Source organism: Pseudoalteromonas sp. MM1 (assembly GCF_030296835.1).
Taxonomy (GTDB): Bacteria; Pseudomonadota; Gammaproteobacteria; order Enterobacterales; family Alteromonadaceae; genus Pseudoalteromonas.
In genome coordinates, this window is sequence record NZ_AP027923.1 from 243,603 (window position 1) to 258,076 (window position 14,474).

Sequence of the window (14,474 nt, forward strand, 5' to 3'; positions counted from 1 at the left end):
TAAAAACATGAACGCATTTAGGCTGTTAGTTGCCTTTATTTGTTGTGTTGTAATAATGCCAAACAGCTATGCTGAGCAAGGTTATCAAACACCTTCGCCAGAGCTTGCTGCCGTGGTAGATGCCAAATTAGCACCTACAAGTTTTTTATCGAGCGATGGCCAATGGCTGGCTCTGTTTGAACGTAAGCGTGTAGTAACACTAGATGAGCTTGCCAAAGATGAGCTTAAACTTGCAGGTATAAAGCTTAATCCTGCTAATTTTTCACGTTCACGTTCGCGTGTAAGTGCTAAATACAGCGCTGTTGAGCTAAAGCATGTGCAAAGCGGCACCGTTATTAATATTAACAATTTACCAAACGGTATTATTCGCTCGCCTAAATGGTCATCTAATAGTAAATATTTAGCGTTTGTTGTAGAGCAACAAAGCCAAGCAAATTTATGGCTTTACAGTGTAGAAACAAAACAAGCAAAAATGCTCTCAAACGCAGCGCTTAACTCGGTTATTACCGCTACGCCTTACCAATGGCTACCCGATAGCAGCGCACTTGTGGCAAATTTAGCAGTTAATATAGATAAACCCGCGTTAAAAAACAGCAGTCAAAATGTAGTGCCGGTTATTCAACAAAGCACCGGCGAAAAAGCCCCCGCGCGTACCTATCAAAACTTATTAACCAGCCCGTTTGACGAAGCACAGTTTAAATTTTACGGCCAAGGGCAATTAGCTTATGTAACGCTTGATGGCAATACACAAGCTATTGGTAGCCCAGCGTTATTTAAATCGTTTTCGGTATCGCCAGATTCAACCAATATATTAGTTGCTGCGATAAACGAGCCGTTTTCGTATCAAGTACCGTACAGCCGTTTTGCCAGTACGTGGCAAATATGGGGAATGCGCGGTTACGCATTAGCCGAGCTTGTGAAGCAACCCCTTGCCGATAACATTCCACAAGGCTATGACAGTGTTCGCACCGGCCGACGCAACTTTGAATGGCGCGCGGATCAAGGCGCAGAAGTTATTTGGGCCGAGGCGCAAGATGGCGGCGACATGAAAACCGATGTTAAGCACCATGATTATATTTACAGCTTACGTGCGCCATTTAAACGCGAGCCTAAATTATTTGCTAAAGTAGAGCGCCGCTTTGCAGGTATTGAGTGGGGTAACCAAAATGTTGCCATGCTTGTTGATTGGCGCTTTAGCGACCGCCAAGTACGCACATTTGTTATTCAACCGCGTAATGCCGATAAAAACCGCGTGCTGTTTTCAGAGCGAAGCTATAACGATGCGTATAAAGACCCAGGTAGCTTTATTTACGAGCGCAACGATTTAGGCGCTAACGTTATTAAAATTGTTGGCGGACGCTATATGTACCTGCGTGGTAATGGCGCATCAGAGCAAGGTAATATTCCGTTTTTAGACCAGTACGATGTAAAAACAAATAGCAGCAAGCGTTTATGGCAATCACAAGCGCCATACTACGAGCGTGTTCGTGCATTGCTTGACGATGAAGGCGAGCGCTTTATAACTGTGCGAGAGTCTAAAACTGAGCAGCCTAACTTTTTTATTCGTGATTTAGATAGCGATACGCTTACCCAATTAACTAATTTTGCTCACCCATACCCTGCATTTAAAGGGGTGACAAAAGAGCAGTTACGTTACAAACGCGATGATGGTGTTGAGCTTTCGGGCACACTTTATTTACCACCAGGCTACGACGTAACCCAAGGCCCGTTACCAGTACTTATGTGGGCGTATCCGCTTGAATACAAAGATAAAGCCGTAGCATCGCAAGTTCGCGAGTCGCCTTATGAATTTACTTACATTGGCTATTGGGGCCCAATGCCTTACCTTGCTAAAGGTATTGCCGTGTTTGACGACCCTAAAATGCCGATTGTAGGTATTGATGGCAGTGAACCAAACGATAACTTTAGAACACAACTTGTAGCAAGCGCGCAAGCTGCGGTAGATGTGTTAGTTGATAAGGGTATTGCTGATAAAAACAAAATAGCCATAGCAGGGCACTCATACGGTGCATTTATGGTGGCAAATTTATTGGCGCATAGCGATTTATTTAAAACCGGTATTGCTCGCAGTGGCGCGTATAATCGCACATTAACGCCGTTTGGTTTTCAGGGCGAAGAACGTGATTTTTGGCAAGCACAAAGTGTGTACGCTAATATGTCGCCGTTTTTTCACGCAGAAAAAATCAATGAGCCAATGCTGATGATCCACGGTCAAGAAGATCCTAATTCAGGCACCTTCCCAATGCAAAGTGAGCGCATGTACGCAGCGCTTAAAGGCTTAGGTAAAGACGCTCGCTTAGTTATGCTTCCATACGAAGCCCACGGTTACCGCGCACGTAAAAGTTTATTACACGTTCTGTGGGAACAAGAGCAGTGGTTAGATAAGTATTTGTTAAATGATTCAGCAGAGCCTGTAGAGGTAATTACTGAACCAGTGGCAAGTACAGGGCAATAGCAATAAACATAAGTAAGCAAAACGCGGCTACTTATAGCCGCGTTTTTGTTTTAATACGAGAGTAAATTAATGATTGATGTAGCAGCGCTTGCGGTTTTTATTCCTACCTTCTTTTTTGTATCTATCACCCCAGGTATGTGTATGACCCTTGCCATGACACTCGGCATGAGCATAGGTGTGCGCCGAACCTTATGGATGATGATAGGTGAGCTATTAGGGGTGGCGAGTGTTGCCGTTGCTGCAGTACTCGGTGTTGCAGGTGTAATGCTCAATTACCCAGAGGCCTTTGCTATTTTAAAATGGGTAGGCGGCGGGTATTTAATTTATATAGGCATAAATATGTGGCGCGCCAAAGGTAAAATGTCAATTAATACACAAAGCCCCAGCGATGTAAGCCGCCAGTCGCTTTTTACGCAAGGCTTTGTAACTGCTATTGCAAACCCTAAAGGCTGGGCGTTTATGATCTCACTATTACCGCCATTTATTAGTGTTGAACACGCAGTAGCTCCACAGCTATTAGTGCTTGTTTTAGTCATTATGATAAGCGAATTTATATGTATGCTTGCCTATGCCACAGGCGGTAAAAGCCTACGCTTGTTTTTAGCACGTGGTGACAACATTAAATGGATGAACCGAATTGCGGGCAGCCTCATGGTGCTAGTAGGCATATGGCTTATTTTTGGTTAGCTTAAAAAGTAGTTGATATCATCAATTAATTTGTTATAGTTGATTTTGTCATCTATTTAACACTTAAGGCATGCCCAAAATGAGTACACCCCAATCAGTAAATCCAGATATGGTTGAGCCTAAAAAAACACCTGTAATTTATAAAATACTGGTTATGGTAAGTATTATTACAATTGTTGGCGGCTCTCTTACTGGCATTATGACTTATGTAAATGTAGGGGTTACAAAGCAGTTTTATGCCGATTGGTTTACCTCGTTTATAAGTGCAGTGCTGGTAATGGCGCCGGTAGGCTTGGTAATAATGACCTTAATGCACAAGCTAGTTAATAAGTTATTACTTAGGGCGTATTGACCTTTGGTGGTTGAATTTGCAGCAGTGTGTTTGGTTTTTAGGCAAGGCAGAGCCTATGTAGTGTGGTTATTCCCCATAAATAGGCGATAACGCAGCATAAATACCAAACATGCGCTGCCCTTTGGGTTCTTTCTAGGGACTATTAATTCTTTGTTGCTCGGTTTTTACTTAGCCCACTAGGTTACAAACCTCGCGCCGTGATTTAATCGCCCCTAGATTGAACAAATTTCAATCCACAAAGATAAACACGCCCTAGTAGCGAGCTAAAACGTAATTTAGTGATTAGTGTTTTTATGGCGCTGATCATGGAATCGCTAATGGCGTTTGTAACCGCTACCAACAATATTGGCTATGCAGATATGCGTTTATTTTTAAATGGTTGGGCTGAAGGGCTACTTGCTGCACTGCCTATAGGCCTTACTATAATGTTAATAATGTCGGTTACGGTAAAGCCCAAATTAGAGCGCTTTTTAAAAAGCTAAATTGCGCTATTCAAAAACGGTGCAGTACGGCTTTTTGTAGATTGCGCAACCTCTTCAGGTTCACCTTGAGCAACAATTACCCCGCCTTTGTCGCCGGCTCCTGGGCCAATATCAATAACCCAATCACTGTTACTGGCAACTTGCATAGAGTGTTTACATAATAGGTAAAAACTGCGAGTATAAATTTTAATCAAGCATCTAAATTTAAAAGGACGTTTAATTGTGGTAAAAATTGTAGTCAGCTTTGTATTTTTATTAATACTTAGCGCCAATGTGTTTGCAGCGCAAAATAATGTATTAAATGTTGACCGAGCCATACCAAATAGTATGCAGTTGTCCTTCCCTAACGATAACAATATAACGCCTAAAAAGTCTGACTTTTCAATTTTAAACTATGTACTTATGAGTAACGAAATAGGAGAGCGTTGGGCGGTTATTACCCTTACTAATTTAGCCTCTGGCAAGCGAGAGCTTAATCAAGAACACGTATTAGCGCTGTTTGCAGATGGCAGCAGGCAAACACCAAATGAATTTAAACTCGGCTTCAATGGCAACCAAACACAGTCGGTAACGGTATCGTTTGCTGAGCATAAGTTTCCTATTCTAAGTGTATATTCGAGCAATGATCAGTAACACATTTTTAGATAAGCTAAATGTGTAGTAATTGCTTTAGTTTATCGGCACCGGCTCTGCTGGTGCTTAGCTCAGATTTAATATCATCATTTACAATCACCATCAATTTGCCATTAACTGTTTTTGTAATAATGTTCATGGCTATATTCCTTATCAAAATAGGTATTAGGCGTTTTGTTGATAAGGAATTTAGCGAGTTTTTAACCAGCTTAATTAATGTTTATCTGAATCGACATTATTTGCAGTTGAACCGACATAAAAGTAAATTAGCGTTGTGGTGGGGGAGGCTAACTTTATAGCATTACTTTGTTTATATGCTTAATGTGTAACTAAAAGTGAAACTGGTTTAATCAAGTCTTTACACTTACAATGGTCAAACGCTAGTATCATGAATTATATAAAAGTCATGGATGATCAATGAATAGCATAATTTTAATATTTTTTTCAATTGCCTTAGTTTTGGCTCCTTCACAGGTTTTAGCTGAGCAACAGCTCCCAACTCAATTTGATAATAATCGTATAATTTTAATCCCGGAACTTATCAGTGGCAAAAAACTCAGATTTTTTACAGATACCGGCGGTGGGTGGAATGCCATTTCAAAAGAACTTCATCAGCAATACAATTGGCCAACAATCATAAAAGTAGCTGATGGCGAAGAGTATACCTTGTCAGAAATGCCTAAGTTTAAAGCAGAGGCAGAAATACCTGCTGGTGGCATTGAAAATTTCATGGCCGGATATTTGTTTATAGCCCCCGAGGCAGAACTATCAAAAGAGCAACAGTTTGATGGGTTTTTAGGTGGTCGATGGCACGCAGAAAAAATTATTAAAATTGATTATGTAAATGAATCAATGTTTATCCTTGATTCTCTTGATGAGGTTAACTTAAACAAATTTAAAAAAGTAGAATTAGGTTTTCAAAAAGACTCTCAGCAAAAATACACCACAGCATTTCCTAGAATGAGTATAAAAGTTCAAGGAATAGAGTATCAAATGTTGTTAGATACTGGTGCAACATCAACTTTAACTAATACCGCAAAAAAACAAATACAGAGTAAATCGAATGTGGTTGGTACTTCTTTTATCGCAGCTAGTGTTTTTGATAATTGGAAAGCCAGAAACCCAGATTGGGACGTTATCGAAAAAGCCGAACATGGCACCGAGGAAGCTATTATTAAGGTACCTTTCGTTATTATAGCCGAACAAAGTATTGGGCCTGTTTGGTTTACAAGAAGAGAGGATAATAACTTTCATGAGTTTATGTCTTCAATGATGGACAAAAAAATTGATGGCGCATTCGGTGGCTCAGGTCTGAAGTATTTTGACTTAGTGATAGATTACATAGACGAGCATGCTTATTTTAAGGCTAAGCTTTAAAATTTAGCCATTGTTTTATTGGCTTCAAAGGGCAGGAATAAGCGAATAACGGATGGTCAATAATTGTAAAGTATGAAGTCAAGATTTGGCCACTCTTTGGTTTTTAAAGTTAAGGAATTACTATGAAATTTGAAGGTGCACAACAAAATATGAACCTCGCATATTTTGGTGGTGGAACGGGCGTATTAGTGTCTGGCTTGGTTTGGTGTATAGCTGGCTTTGTCGCACTACTGCATTCAAATCAATCAAGTATGCTTACTTTATTTTTTGGTGGCATGTTTATACACCCTTTAGCTATGTTACTTTCAAAAGTGCTTAAACGCTCTGGCAATCACGACCCTAAAAACCCATTAGGTAAATTGGCCTTAGAAAGCACTATTATTTTATTTGTTGGTTTGTTTTTAGCGTTTTACGTAGCAAAACTTCAAGCTGAATGGTTTTATCCAATCATGCTGATGATAATTGGTGTTCGCTATTTAATTTTTAACACCATATATGGCATGAAAGTCTATTGGGTTTTGGGTGCTTTGCTTATGTTTTTTGGCATGTTGTGTATTGTATTAAATGCCAATTTTGTAATTGGCGCCTTTATTGGCGGGATAACCGAAATGCTATTTGCGCTAGTGATATTTGCCCAATCGAAAGGACTGGTTTTAAAAACTGAATAACAAGCGGTAATAATGGAAAAAGCTGTGCGTTATAGTAAAGATTTTTAAAGTATTGAGCTGAAAATTGCATGTATTTATTAGTCAGCTTTGAGATGAATAGCGGTCACTCAGGTCAGTCGCCATTAACTTAGTAAGATATAAGAGGACACTTCTCTCTTTTTTACATGTTTATATAAATAACAGAAAGCATAATATTTATAGCTGGCAATGACTTAAACTGTTTGCTATTAATGTAAATTCAAAAATAAGGGCGTTTTCGCGCTAAAAAGGGAAAGTGTCCTCTGATAAAGTTGTTAACTTTTTAAGGATGAAATATGAAACCTGCCAAGCTAGTTTTGCCAATACTCCTCACACTAGTGGGATGCCAATCAACACCTTATGCTGTGATAGATGGTGGAAGAAAGGTGATTTCTGACGATAACAATTATGAGGTAAGAATTAAGGCTATTGATGGGAAGTTGTTATTCTCTAATAATATTAGAAAGAATATTAAGCCAGGGCCTCATTTGATAGTTTTAGAAACAACAAAAAAACATCGAGGTCGTTCGGAAACTACAGAAGCTTACTTTCCAATTGAAGCAAAACCTTGTACTAAATACAGAGTGAGTGCTCAGTATAAAAATAGCTTAAGTGAAGAGTGGGAAATTAAACTTATTGATACAAGCAAAATACCATCCTGTGAAGTTGGTGAAAACAAAAGTTAACAAACTGTTGGGTAAGGGCGTTGGTAATGTAGTTGCCACTCTTTAGCCTCTCTACAACATAAAATGTGATAATAATTGGCAAGGTATTTTACTGTATCGGATGGCGCTTCGCTTATCCAACCTACACTTACAAAAAGTCGCCTATTTAGATTGTCCCACCGATAAAATAATACGCTTATTCAACACGAATACCTTGGCTTAATAGGTACTCCACAGCTGCATTAGTATGGGGCTTAAACGCTTTCCAACGGCCAATGGCTTTGCTATTTAATGGTTGGCGTACTTGTACTTTACTGGCCGTAGATACCGGTGCGGTGTTTAAGTGAAAGTCTATACACTGCTCCTGCCATTCTAAATTACAAAAGCTAAGTAGCTCTTTTATTTGCTGCTCGGGCTGGGCGACTAGTTCTTCGTATTTTACTAATTTTATATTGCTGTGCAGGGCGCTGAAGTGCTGCATAAGTTTGTAAAAACGGCTATAAAATTTGGCTGTGTCGAGCAAATCGAGCGAGTATGCGTAGTAGGGGTTATTTATTGTAAATAACTGGCGGTAGTTACCGATGCAGGTGTCCATTGGGTCGCGCAGCATACAAATAATTTTAGCGTTTGGTAGGGCTTTAGTTATTAAGTCGATATAAAAAAAGTTAAATGGGAGCTTATCTATAAAGTGTTTATGGCTGCCAGTAGTTACGCGAGTGGCATTTAAATAGGTTGTCCCAAGCTGATTAAAATCAAGCTCGTAGGCTTTACTGAGTGTTTGAGTGTCGAGTACATGGGGTGTTTGAGTTTGGCTTAACTTTTTAACGCTTAGGCCAAAGTCTTGTAATTCACCAGCTGATTGTACGTCGCTGTGGCTAGATAAAATGCGCTCAACCAATGTGGTGCCAGAGCGGGGCATACCTAATACAAAAATAGGCTCTGGCGTTGGGTTACCTTGTGTTAGCGCGTGTTTATGCTGCTCACTTAAATGTTTAATGTGTTCAAATAATGCGGCTGAGCTTTTATGATCAAACGGCTGCATAGCCCGTTTAGCCGCCTTACCTTGCTCTAGGCTTTTAAACGCATCATCAAACTTGCCTATGTCTTGATACTCTTTTGCAAGTGCGTGGCCAATGTGTAATTTTGCATCGGGATGAGTGATTTGCTCAGCTACGGTTTTTAAGCGCGATATATGATTAGATTGCGCAGTGGCTTTGGTTAAGTCACTTAATGCAAAATGGCTTTGGTGATGCAGCGGGTTTAGCGTAATGGCGCTTTCAAAGGCATTTTGGGCTTGTTTAAATTGGCCTACAAATTTAGCGCTCACACCTAAATTATAATAAAACTGCGGTTGCGGTTTATTTGCATGTTTGGCCAGTTCAATAGCGCAGTTAAAGTAATTTAGTGCGTGTTCATGAAAGCCTGCTTGCGTAAGCGCAACACCTAAGGTATCGGCATCAAGACTCTTTTTTATTTGCTTAATGGGTATGGCTAAAGCGGTATTTTTTGCTTTAGCAAGTTCACCTGTTAATGCGTAACACTTTGCAAGTTGGGCGCTGTATTCAATGCTTTTACCAAAGCTAAGGGCTTTTTCAATTAACTTTATGGCTTTGTGTATTTGCCCAACACGTAAATTAACCATGGCCAGTAAAAAATACCCATCGGCAAAGTCGTTTTTTTGAGTAACCAATTCAACTAAGGCTTTATGAGCAAGCTCAATATTGCCTTGGTTTAAATGTGTAATTGCACTTTGGTGGAGTTGTTTTAAATTTGGCTGCATTGTTTAATTTTTATTATTTAGTTACGCGTTAATAAAGAAAAAAGGCTCAAATAAATTTGAGCCTTAACACATTGTTTAAAAGTGACTATAAATTATATTTCAAATTTGTAGTTAAATTTAACACCTACTGTGAGTGGCTGATTTACAAAGTGACCGTAGTTACGTTGTATGTCGGCACCGTTTGCAGTTGTTATGTCAGCATCTGAGCGACGAACCGATGTAAATGCATATTTGTTGAATAGGTTATCAACATATAAAGTAGTCGACCACTCATCGGCTGTTAGCTTAGCAGATATATTGCTTAAGCTGTAACCTGGCAGGGTTTCGCCATTGTCATGCAAACCTACTTTTGAAAGTACATCGCTTTGTGCGGTTAAACCGTAGTTAATATCAAGGGTTTTATCGCTAAATACATCTGTTTGGTAGTTTACACCCATTGAGAACTGATGCTCTGGCGAGCCTGGTAAACGGTCGCCGTCTTCTGCGCCGTCTGTGCCATCAGCATTAAACAAAAATGGTGCGTCTGACGTTAGCTCTGCTTTTGTATAAGCATAGGTTGCGTACACGGTAAACGAGTCAGATAAAATGGCACGGGTAGATAGCTCAATCCCTTTTGCGTTTGCACTACCTGCGTTAGATAAGTACGGGAGTTGGCCTACATCTGTTGCGCCTGCAATTTGCGCATCATCCCAATCTACATTAAATAAAGCAGCGTTAAAGTGTAATTGGCTTCTAAACCAGGTGCTTTTAAAGCCTAGCTCGTAGTTTGTAGTAGTATCTGCAACAAAAAGCCTTTCGTCAGCGTTACCACACCCTGTTTGCTGGTTTTCAGGGATAGGATCAGGGCAAACAGCTAGAAGGTTGGAACCGCCAATTCTAAAGCCTTCACTTACTGTTACATAACCCATTACTGAGTCAGTAAACTGGTATTTAGCATTAAATTTGAATAAGTTACCGTTATCGCCTGCTTCGTCTTTTTCATAAGCAACTGTGATTGCATCAGGGTCTGCATCGCCATAAAGTGTATTTGCAAGCGGGAAGTCAAATGCTGCTTGCGCCTCTACATCGTATTCGTAAAAACGTGCGCCAATGGTAACATCTAATTTTTCGGTAACTTGGTAGCCAACTTCGCCGAATAGCGCAGACTCAGTGACTTTACTTTTTGTAAGCTCTAAGTATTCTAATGAGTCAGGCCTTAGCTGCGCGCCACCAAAGTTATCAACAGCGAATTGGTCAAACCCAGGCGTAAACTCTCTGCTTGATGCTTCGGTTTCTGTTTTGTTGTAAAAGCCACCCACAATCCAGTTAAAGTCGCTATCGCTTTGCGATACTAAACGCAGCTCTTGCGTGAAGGTGTCTTCTTCGTCAATTTCACGTGTGTATGATGAAAACGCAGGGAATTCTTCGTAGCCGTAATCAAGACGAATAAGTAAATCGGTTTGGTCACGTTGGCCGTCGGCATCAAAGCTTGAAATACCTGTAGCCGATACTAGCTCTGCAAAACCTAGGTCTGCTTTTAGTTCAAGGCTTAGTAATTGATCTTCTTTTTCGCGCGGCTCTTCATAACGATAAGCCGACTCGTATTTACCTACAATATCGCTTAAACCGTTATCATCGTTTAGGCTGTTGTAATGAACAATTGAACGGCCTTCGCTGTCTTGGTTTTGATAAAAGTAGTTAAGTGTTCCTTCAAATGTTTCGCTTGGTTTGAAGCGAACTGAAATACGCCCTGTAGTGGTGGTTTCGCCGTTTGCGTCTTTTACATTTTTTATATTGTTGTTTACTTCCTCGGCGTTGCTCCAATCAGGGTCTGGGAGCGATACACCTGGCTCACGTACTGTGTAAGCATAATCAATAAAACCTGGGTCTTCGTATACGTTTAAGCTTGCACGTACTGCTAATTTATCTTCAATAATTGGCAGGTTAACAATAAAGCCACCTTCGCCGCCTAAAGAGTCACTTTCTTGAGTTTGAAATAGGTCACCAAATACTTCTACCGAGGTAAAATCAAGCTCTGGCTCTTTAAGCATGTAACGAATTGCGCCGCCTAAAGTACCAGCACCATATAATGTACCTTGTGGCCCAATAAGTACTTCTACGCGTTCTATGTCTACCAAGCGCATATCAACTGACACTGGAATTTCGTTAACGTAAGTAGCTACTGTGCCACCATCTGATGATGGGCCTGACGAATTAGTGTTTAAACCACGTACAATAATAGGCGAGCCTGAGCGACCACCTTGATCGGTAATTGTTAAACCAGGCACCCAACGCGCTACATCGGCAAGTTCGCCAATGTTTTGATCTTTCATTACATCGGCATCAAGTGCGGTAATGTTTAGCGGTGCATTTTGCACCGAGCCGCTGCGCCTTGTTGCTGTTACTTCGATTACTTCGAGCGATTTTTTTTGAGCTATGACTTCTTCTTGCGCCACTGCTGAATTAGAAAATATAAATGCGCCAGAAACTGCGCTCGAAATAGCCAAGGTTAACAAGCTTGGTTTAAACATAAAAAGTGATCCCCAGTTCAAATGTTTTACATTAGTAAATTAAGTGAATAGTTTAGCAGGGAGTTAGGTGGCTGGGAATGATAAAATTGAATTTTAATTCACTTTTTTGGAATAAATATAGATAAAGTGACGGTAAAAAATTATATAAATAGCTATTACATCCAATGTGTTGGCTAAATAAGGTACAAATAATGTGCTTTTTCCTCATTGAGCAAATGTAAATAGCCATTCATGTTTATTATTTTGTAGTAATTGTGTTGTTTGTTAATACAAAATTTGTAGGTCTATTTTTCAGTGGTTTATTTAATTTTTAGCCCTATAAATTTTTAGTTTGATCCCCATTGTTCTTAGTTATCGTAAGCTACTTCAATTCGCACATGTGTGCGCGCATTTACAGGATTAAATTATGAGTCAGTTATTCTCAAAGTTAAACATAGGGCAACTCACCTTGAACAACCGCATTATTATTGCGCCTATGTGCCAGTACTCAGCCAATAATGGTGCAGCCAGTGATTGGCACACTATTCATTTAGGACAGTTAAGCTTAAGCGGGGCAGGGTTACTTATTTTAGAAGCTACAGCGGTTAACCCTGAGGGGCGTATTAGTTACGGTGATTTAGGGCTTTGGAATAGCGAAACCCAGCAAGCACTAGGTAAAAGCTTAAAAGCTATTAGGCAATACAGCCCCATGCCAATTGGCATTCAGCTAGCGCACGCTGGGCGTAAAGCATCTACAGAAAAACCATGGGATGGGGGTGGCGCATTAAACCCAACGGATGAAAACGGCTGGCAAACACTTGCGCCTTCAGCTGTTGCGTATGACGATAATAGTCCAGTGCCTAAAGCCATGAGCCAATCCGATATAAACACATTAATTAAAGACTTTGTTAGTGCCGCTAAACGCGCTGACGAGCTTGGCCTTGATTTAATTGAAATACATGGCGCGCATGGTTATTTGTTACACCAGTTTTTATCACCACTTTCAAACAAGCGTGATGATGAATACGGCGGCAGTTTACAAAACCGTATGCGCCTTGTGATTGAGGTGTTTAAAGCAGTAAGAGCTGAATTTGCAAGCCATAAACCGGTAGGTATTCGTATCTCTGCGACTGATTGGGTAGAAGGTGGTTGGGATTTAGAGCAATCTATTGAGCTTGCTAAAGCGCTTAATGAACTTGGCTGCGATTTTATTCACGTAAGTACAGCGGGTTTAAGCCCAGAACAGCAAATACCTGTTAAACCAAATTTTCAGGTGCCATTTGCAACCGCTATTAAAGAGGCTGTGAATATGCCGGTTATAGCCGTAGGTTTAATTACCGAGCCACAACAAGCCGAAGATATTATTAGCGAACAGCAAGCCGATGGCGTAGCACTAGCACGAGGTATATTGTATAACCCGCATTGGCCTTGGCATGCAGCAGCTGAGCTTGGCGCAACTGTTAAGGCACCAAAACAGTATTTGCGATCTAGCCCGCATGGGCAGCCTTCACCTATTAAGTAACTTACATTTTTACATTTACCATGGCTACCCACTGCATTATATGCAGTGGGTTTTATTCGTTAAAAATTAGAGTGTTTCATGAACCAAGCAGCTACACAGCCAGTGCAAATAAGTAATATATTAGTGAGTATTATTGCACTGTGCTGCGGCCTTATTGTGGCAAATATTTATTATGCTCAGCCTATCATTGAGTTATTAGCGCCCGATGTTGGCTTAAATGCGCACAGCGCAAGTTTTATTGTGTCGCTTACACAAATTGGCTACGCATTGGGACTGTTTTTTTTAGTGCCATTGGCTGATTTAGTTGAAAATAAACGCTTAATGCTCATTACCTTAGCTATAACATTTTTAAGTTTAATAGGCGTAGGCTTGGCGCAAAGCCCAAGTGTAATGCTGCTATTATGTTTATTAGTTGGGGCAAGCTCTGTATCGGTGCAGGTATTAATACCGCTTGCTGCGCATTTATCGTCAGATGAAAAACGTGGGCAAGTACTGGGTAATATAATGGCGGGGTTGTTACTGGGTATTTTATTAGCCAGGCCAGTTTCGAGTTTAATAGCCGATCATTTTGGTTGGCGAGCTGTGTTTTACTTTGCCGCAGCCTGTATGGCATTTATAGCCAGTGTTATTTATTTTGCGATACCAAGCAGGCAACCGACACAAAATACAACCTACTTTAAGTTATTAAAATCGCTTAAGCAGCTAATAATACAGCAGCCTGTGCTGCGCCAGCGAGCGCTGTATCAGGCGCTTATGTTTGCCTCTTTTAGCTTATTTTGGACAAGCGTACCCATTGTACTTGCGCGAGAATATGCCCTATCGCAATCACAAATAGCTTTATTTGCTTTAGTTGGCGCAGCAGGTGCTATAGCAGCCCCTATTGTAGGGCGTTTAGCCGATAAAGGTTATACACACCAGTTATCGTTATTGGCGAAGGTGATTGCCACAGTGTGTTTTTTACCTAGCTTATTTGAGTTACCCAATGGGATAATAATTTTAGCTTTAACAGGTGTGTTTATTGATTTTGCTGTGCAAGCAAATATGGTGCTGGGTCAGCGAGTGGTATATTCATTAGAGCCACAAAGCCGAGCTCGCTTAAACGCCATTTACATGACCAGTATTTTTGTAGGCGGGGCGCTTGGCTCGTTAATGGCAAGCCCACTATACGAAGCTGGTGGCTGGGAAAGCGTAGCGTTAGTGGCAGTAGGTATGCCTGTTATATCACTAGTAGGCTATTTAATGACAAGTAGAAAGTAGCGCGATACAGGTTATATAGAATTTGTTATTTAAAAGGCCAGCGCAGTTATGTGCTGGCCTTTATATTG

General features: G+C 40.5%; 14 protein-coding genes. 10 read left to right on the forward strand and 4 right to left on the reverse strand.

All coding sequences use genetic code 11. The features are described 5' to 3' along the window. Nucleotides 1–7 precede the first annotated feature (7 nt). The 4 genes from QUE46_RS17750 (at nt 8) to QUE46_RS17765 (ending at nt 3,997) form a co-directional block, all read left to right on the forward strand. Nucleotides 8–2,476 carry a prolyl oligopeptidase family serine peptidase gene (locus QUE46_RS17750; protein WP_286249011.1) on the forward strand — a complete coding sequence of 823 codons (2,469 nt, stop codon included), beginning with the start codon at nt 8–10 and terminating at the stop codon, nt 2,474–2,476. Between the two features lie 69 nt (nt 2,477–2,545). Next, entirely contained in the window at nt 2,546–3,163 is a 618-nt protein-coding gene (locus tag QUE46_RS17755) for a LysE family translocator (protein ID WP_286249013.1), read from the forward strand. Nucleotides 3,164–3,242: 79 nt separating this feature from the next. Next, nucleotides 3,243–3,515: a DUF2798 domain-containing protein gene (locus QUE46_RS17760; RefSeq protein WP_286249014.1), complete on the forward strand. Its 273-nt coding sequence runs from the start codon at nt 3,243–3,245 to the stop codon at nt 3,513–3,515. A gap of 305 nt (nt 3,516–3,820) precedes the next feature. Next, nucleotides 3,821–3,997, forward strand: a complete 177-nt coding sequence (locus tag QUE46_RS17765) for a DUF2798 domain-containing protein (protein WP_286249017.1) — start codon at nt 3,821–3,823, stop codon at nt 3,995–3,997. On the opposite strand, the gene QUE46_RS17770 is transcribed toward QUE46_RS17765, so the two are convergent. Further along, complete coding sequence (locus QUE46_RS17770) at nt 3,994–4,143, reverse strand: hypothetical protein (protein WP_286249272.1); 150 nt, start codon at nt 4,141–4,143, stop codon at nt 3,994–3,996. The two genes, QUE46_RS17765 and QUE46_RS17770, sit on opposite strands and share 4 nt — an antisense overlap. 76 nt (nt 4,144–4,219) lie before the next feature. Here QUE46_RS17770 and QUE46_RS17775 point away from each other — a divergent pair, with 76 nt between their 5' ends. Next, nucleotides 4,220–4,630 carry a hypothetical protein gene (locus tag QUE46_RS17775; protein ID WP_286249019.1) on the forward strand — a complete coding sequence of 137 codons (411 nt, stop codon included), beginning with the start codon at nt 4,220–4,222 and terminating at the stop codon, nt 4,628–4,630. Nucleotides 4,631–4,646: 16 nt separating this feature from the next. Here QUE46_RS17775 and QUE46_RS17780 read toward each other — a convergent pair whose 3' ends face one another. Further along, a complete protein-coding gene (locus QUE46_RS17780; protein ID WP_283956919.1) occupies nt 4,647–4,769 on the reverse strand; it encodes a hypothetical protein in 123 nt (40 codons plus the stop codon). Nucleotides 4,770–5,047: 278 nt separating this feature from the next. On the opposite strand from QUE46_RS17780, the gene QUE46_RS17785 reads away from it, so the two are divergent. The 3 genes from QUE46_RS17785 (at nt 5,048) to QUE46_RS17795 (ending at nt 7,379) form a co-directional block, all read left to right on the forward strand. Next, nucleotides 5,048–6,007, forward strand: a complete 960-nt coding sequence (locus QUE46_RS17785) for a hypothetical protein (RefSeq protein ID WP_286249029.1) — start codon at nt 5,048–5,050, stop codon at nt 6,005–6,007. A gap of 122 nt (nt 6,008–6,129) precedes the next feature. Further along, complete coding sequence (locus tag QUE46_RS17790; RefSeq protein ID WP_286249031.1) at nt 6,130–6,675, forward strand: DUF7010 family protein; 546 nt, start codon at nt 6,130–6,132, stop codon at nt 6,673–6,675. A 314-nt stretch (nt 6,676–6,989) separates the two neighbouring features. Further along, a complete protein-coding gene (locus QUE46_RS17795; protein ID WP_286249032.1) occupies nt 6,990–7,379 on the forward strand; it encodes a hypothetical protein in 390 nt (129 codons plus the stop codon). Between the two features lie 175 nt (nt 7,380–7,554). Here QUE46_RS17795 and QUE46_RS17800 read toward each other — a convergent pair whose 3' ends face one another. Then, the gene (locus QUE46_RS17800; protein WP_286249034.1) at nt 7,555–9,138 is read right to left on the reverse strand and encodes a tetratricopeptide repeat-containing sulfotransferase family protein; all 1,584 of its coding nucleotides are present in this window, start codon (nt 9,136–9,138) and stop codon (nt 7,555–7,557) included. Between the two features lie 92 nt (nt 9,139–9,230). Further along, nucleotides 9,231–11,648 (reverse strand): TonB-dependent receptor, encoded by a 2,418-nt coding sequence (locus QUE46_RS17805; protein WP_286249035.1) that lies wholly within the window; start codon nt 11,646–11,648, stop codon nt 9,231–9,233. Between the two features lie 406 nt (nt 11,649–12,054). Here QUE46_RS17805 and QUE46_RS17810 point away from each other — a divergent pair, with 406 nt between their 5' ends. Together QUE46_RS17810 and QUE46_RS17815 are read left to right on the forward strand one after the other, a co-directional pair. Next, a complete protein-coding gene (locus QUE46_RS17810) occupies nt 12,055–13,149 on the forward strand; it encodes an NADH:flavin oxidoreductase/NADH oxidase (RefSeq protein ID WP_286249037.1) in 1,095 nt (364 codons plus the stop codon). A 78-nt stretch (nt 13,150–13,227) separates the two neighbouring features. Continuing rightward, nucleotides 13,228–14,406 carry an MFS transporter gene (locus QUE46_RS17815; protein WP_286249039.1) on the forward strand — a complete coding sequence of 393 codons (1,179 nt, stop codon included), beginning with the start codon at nt 13,228–13,230 and terminating at the stop codon, nt 14,404–14,406. Nucleotides 14,407–14,474: the final 68 nt, after the last annotated feature.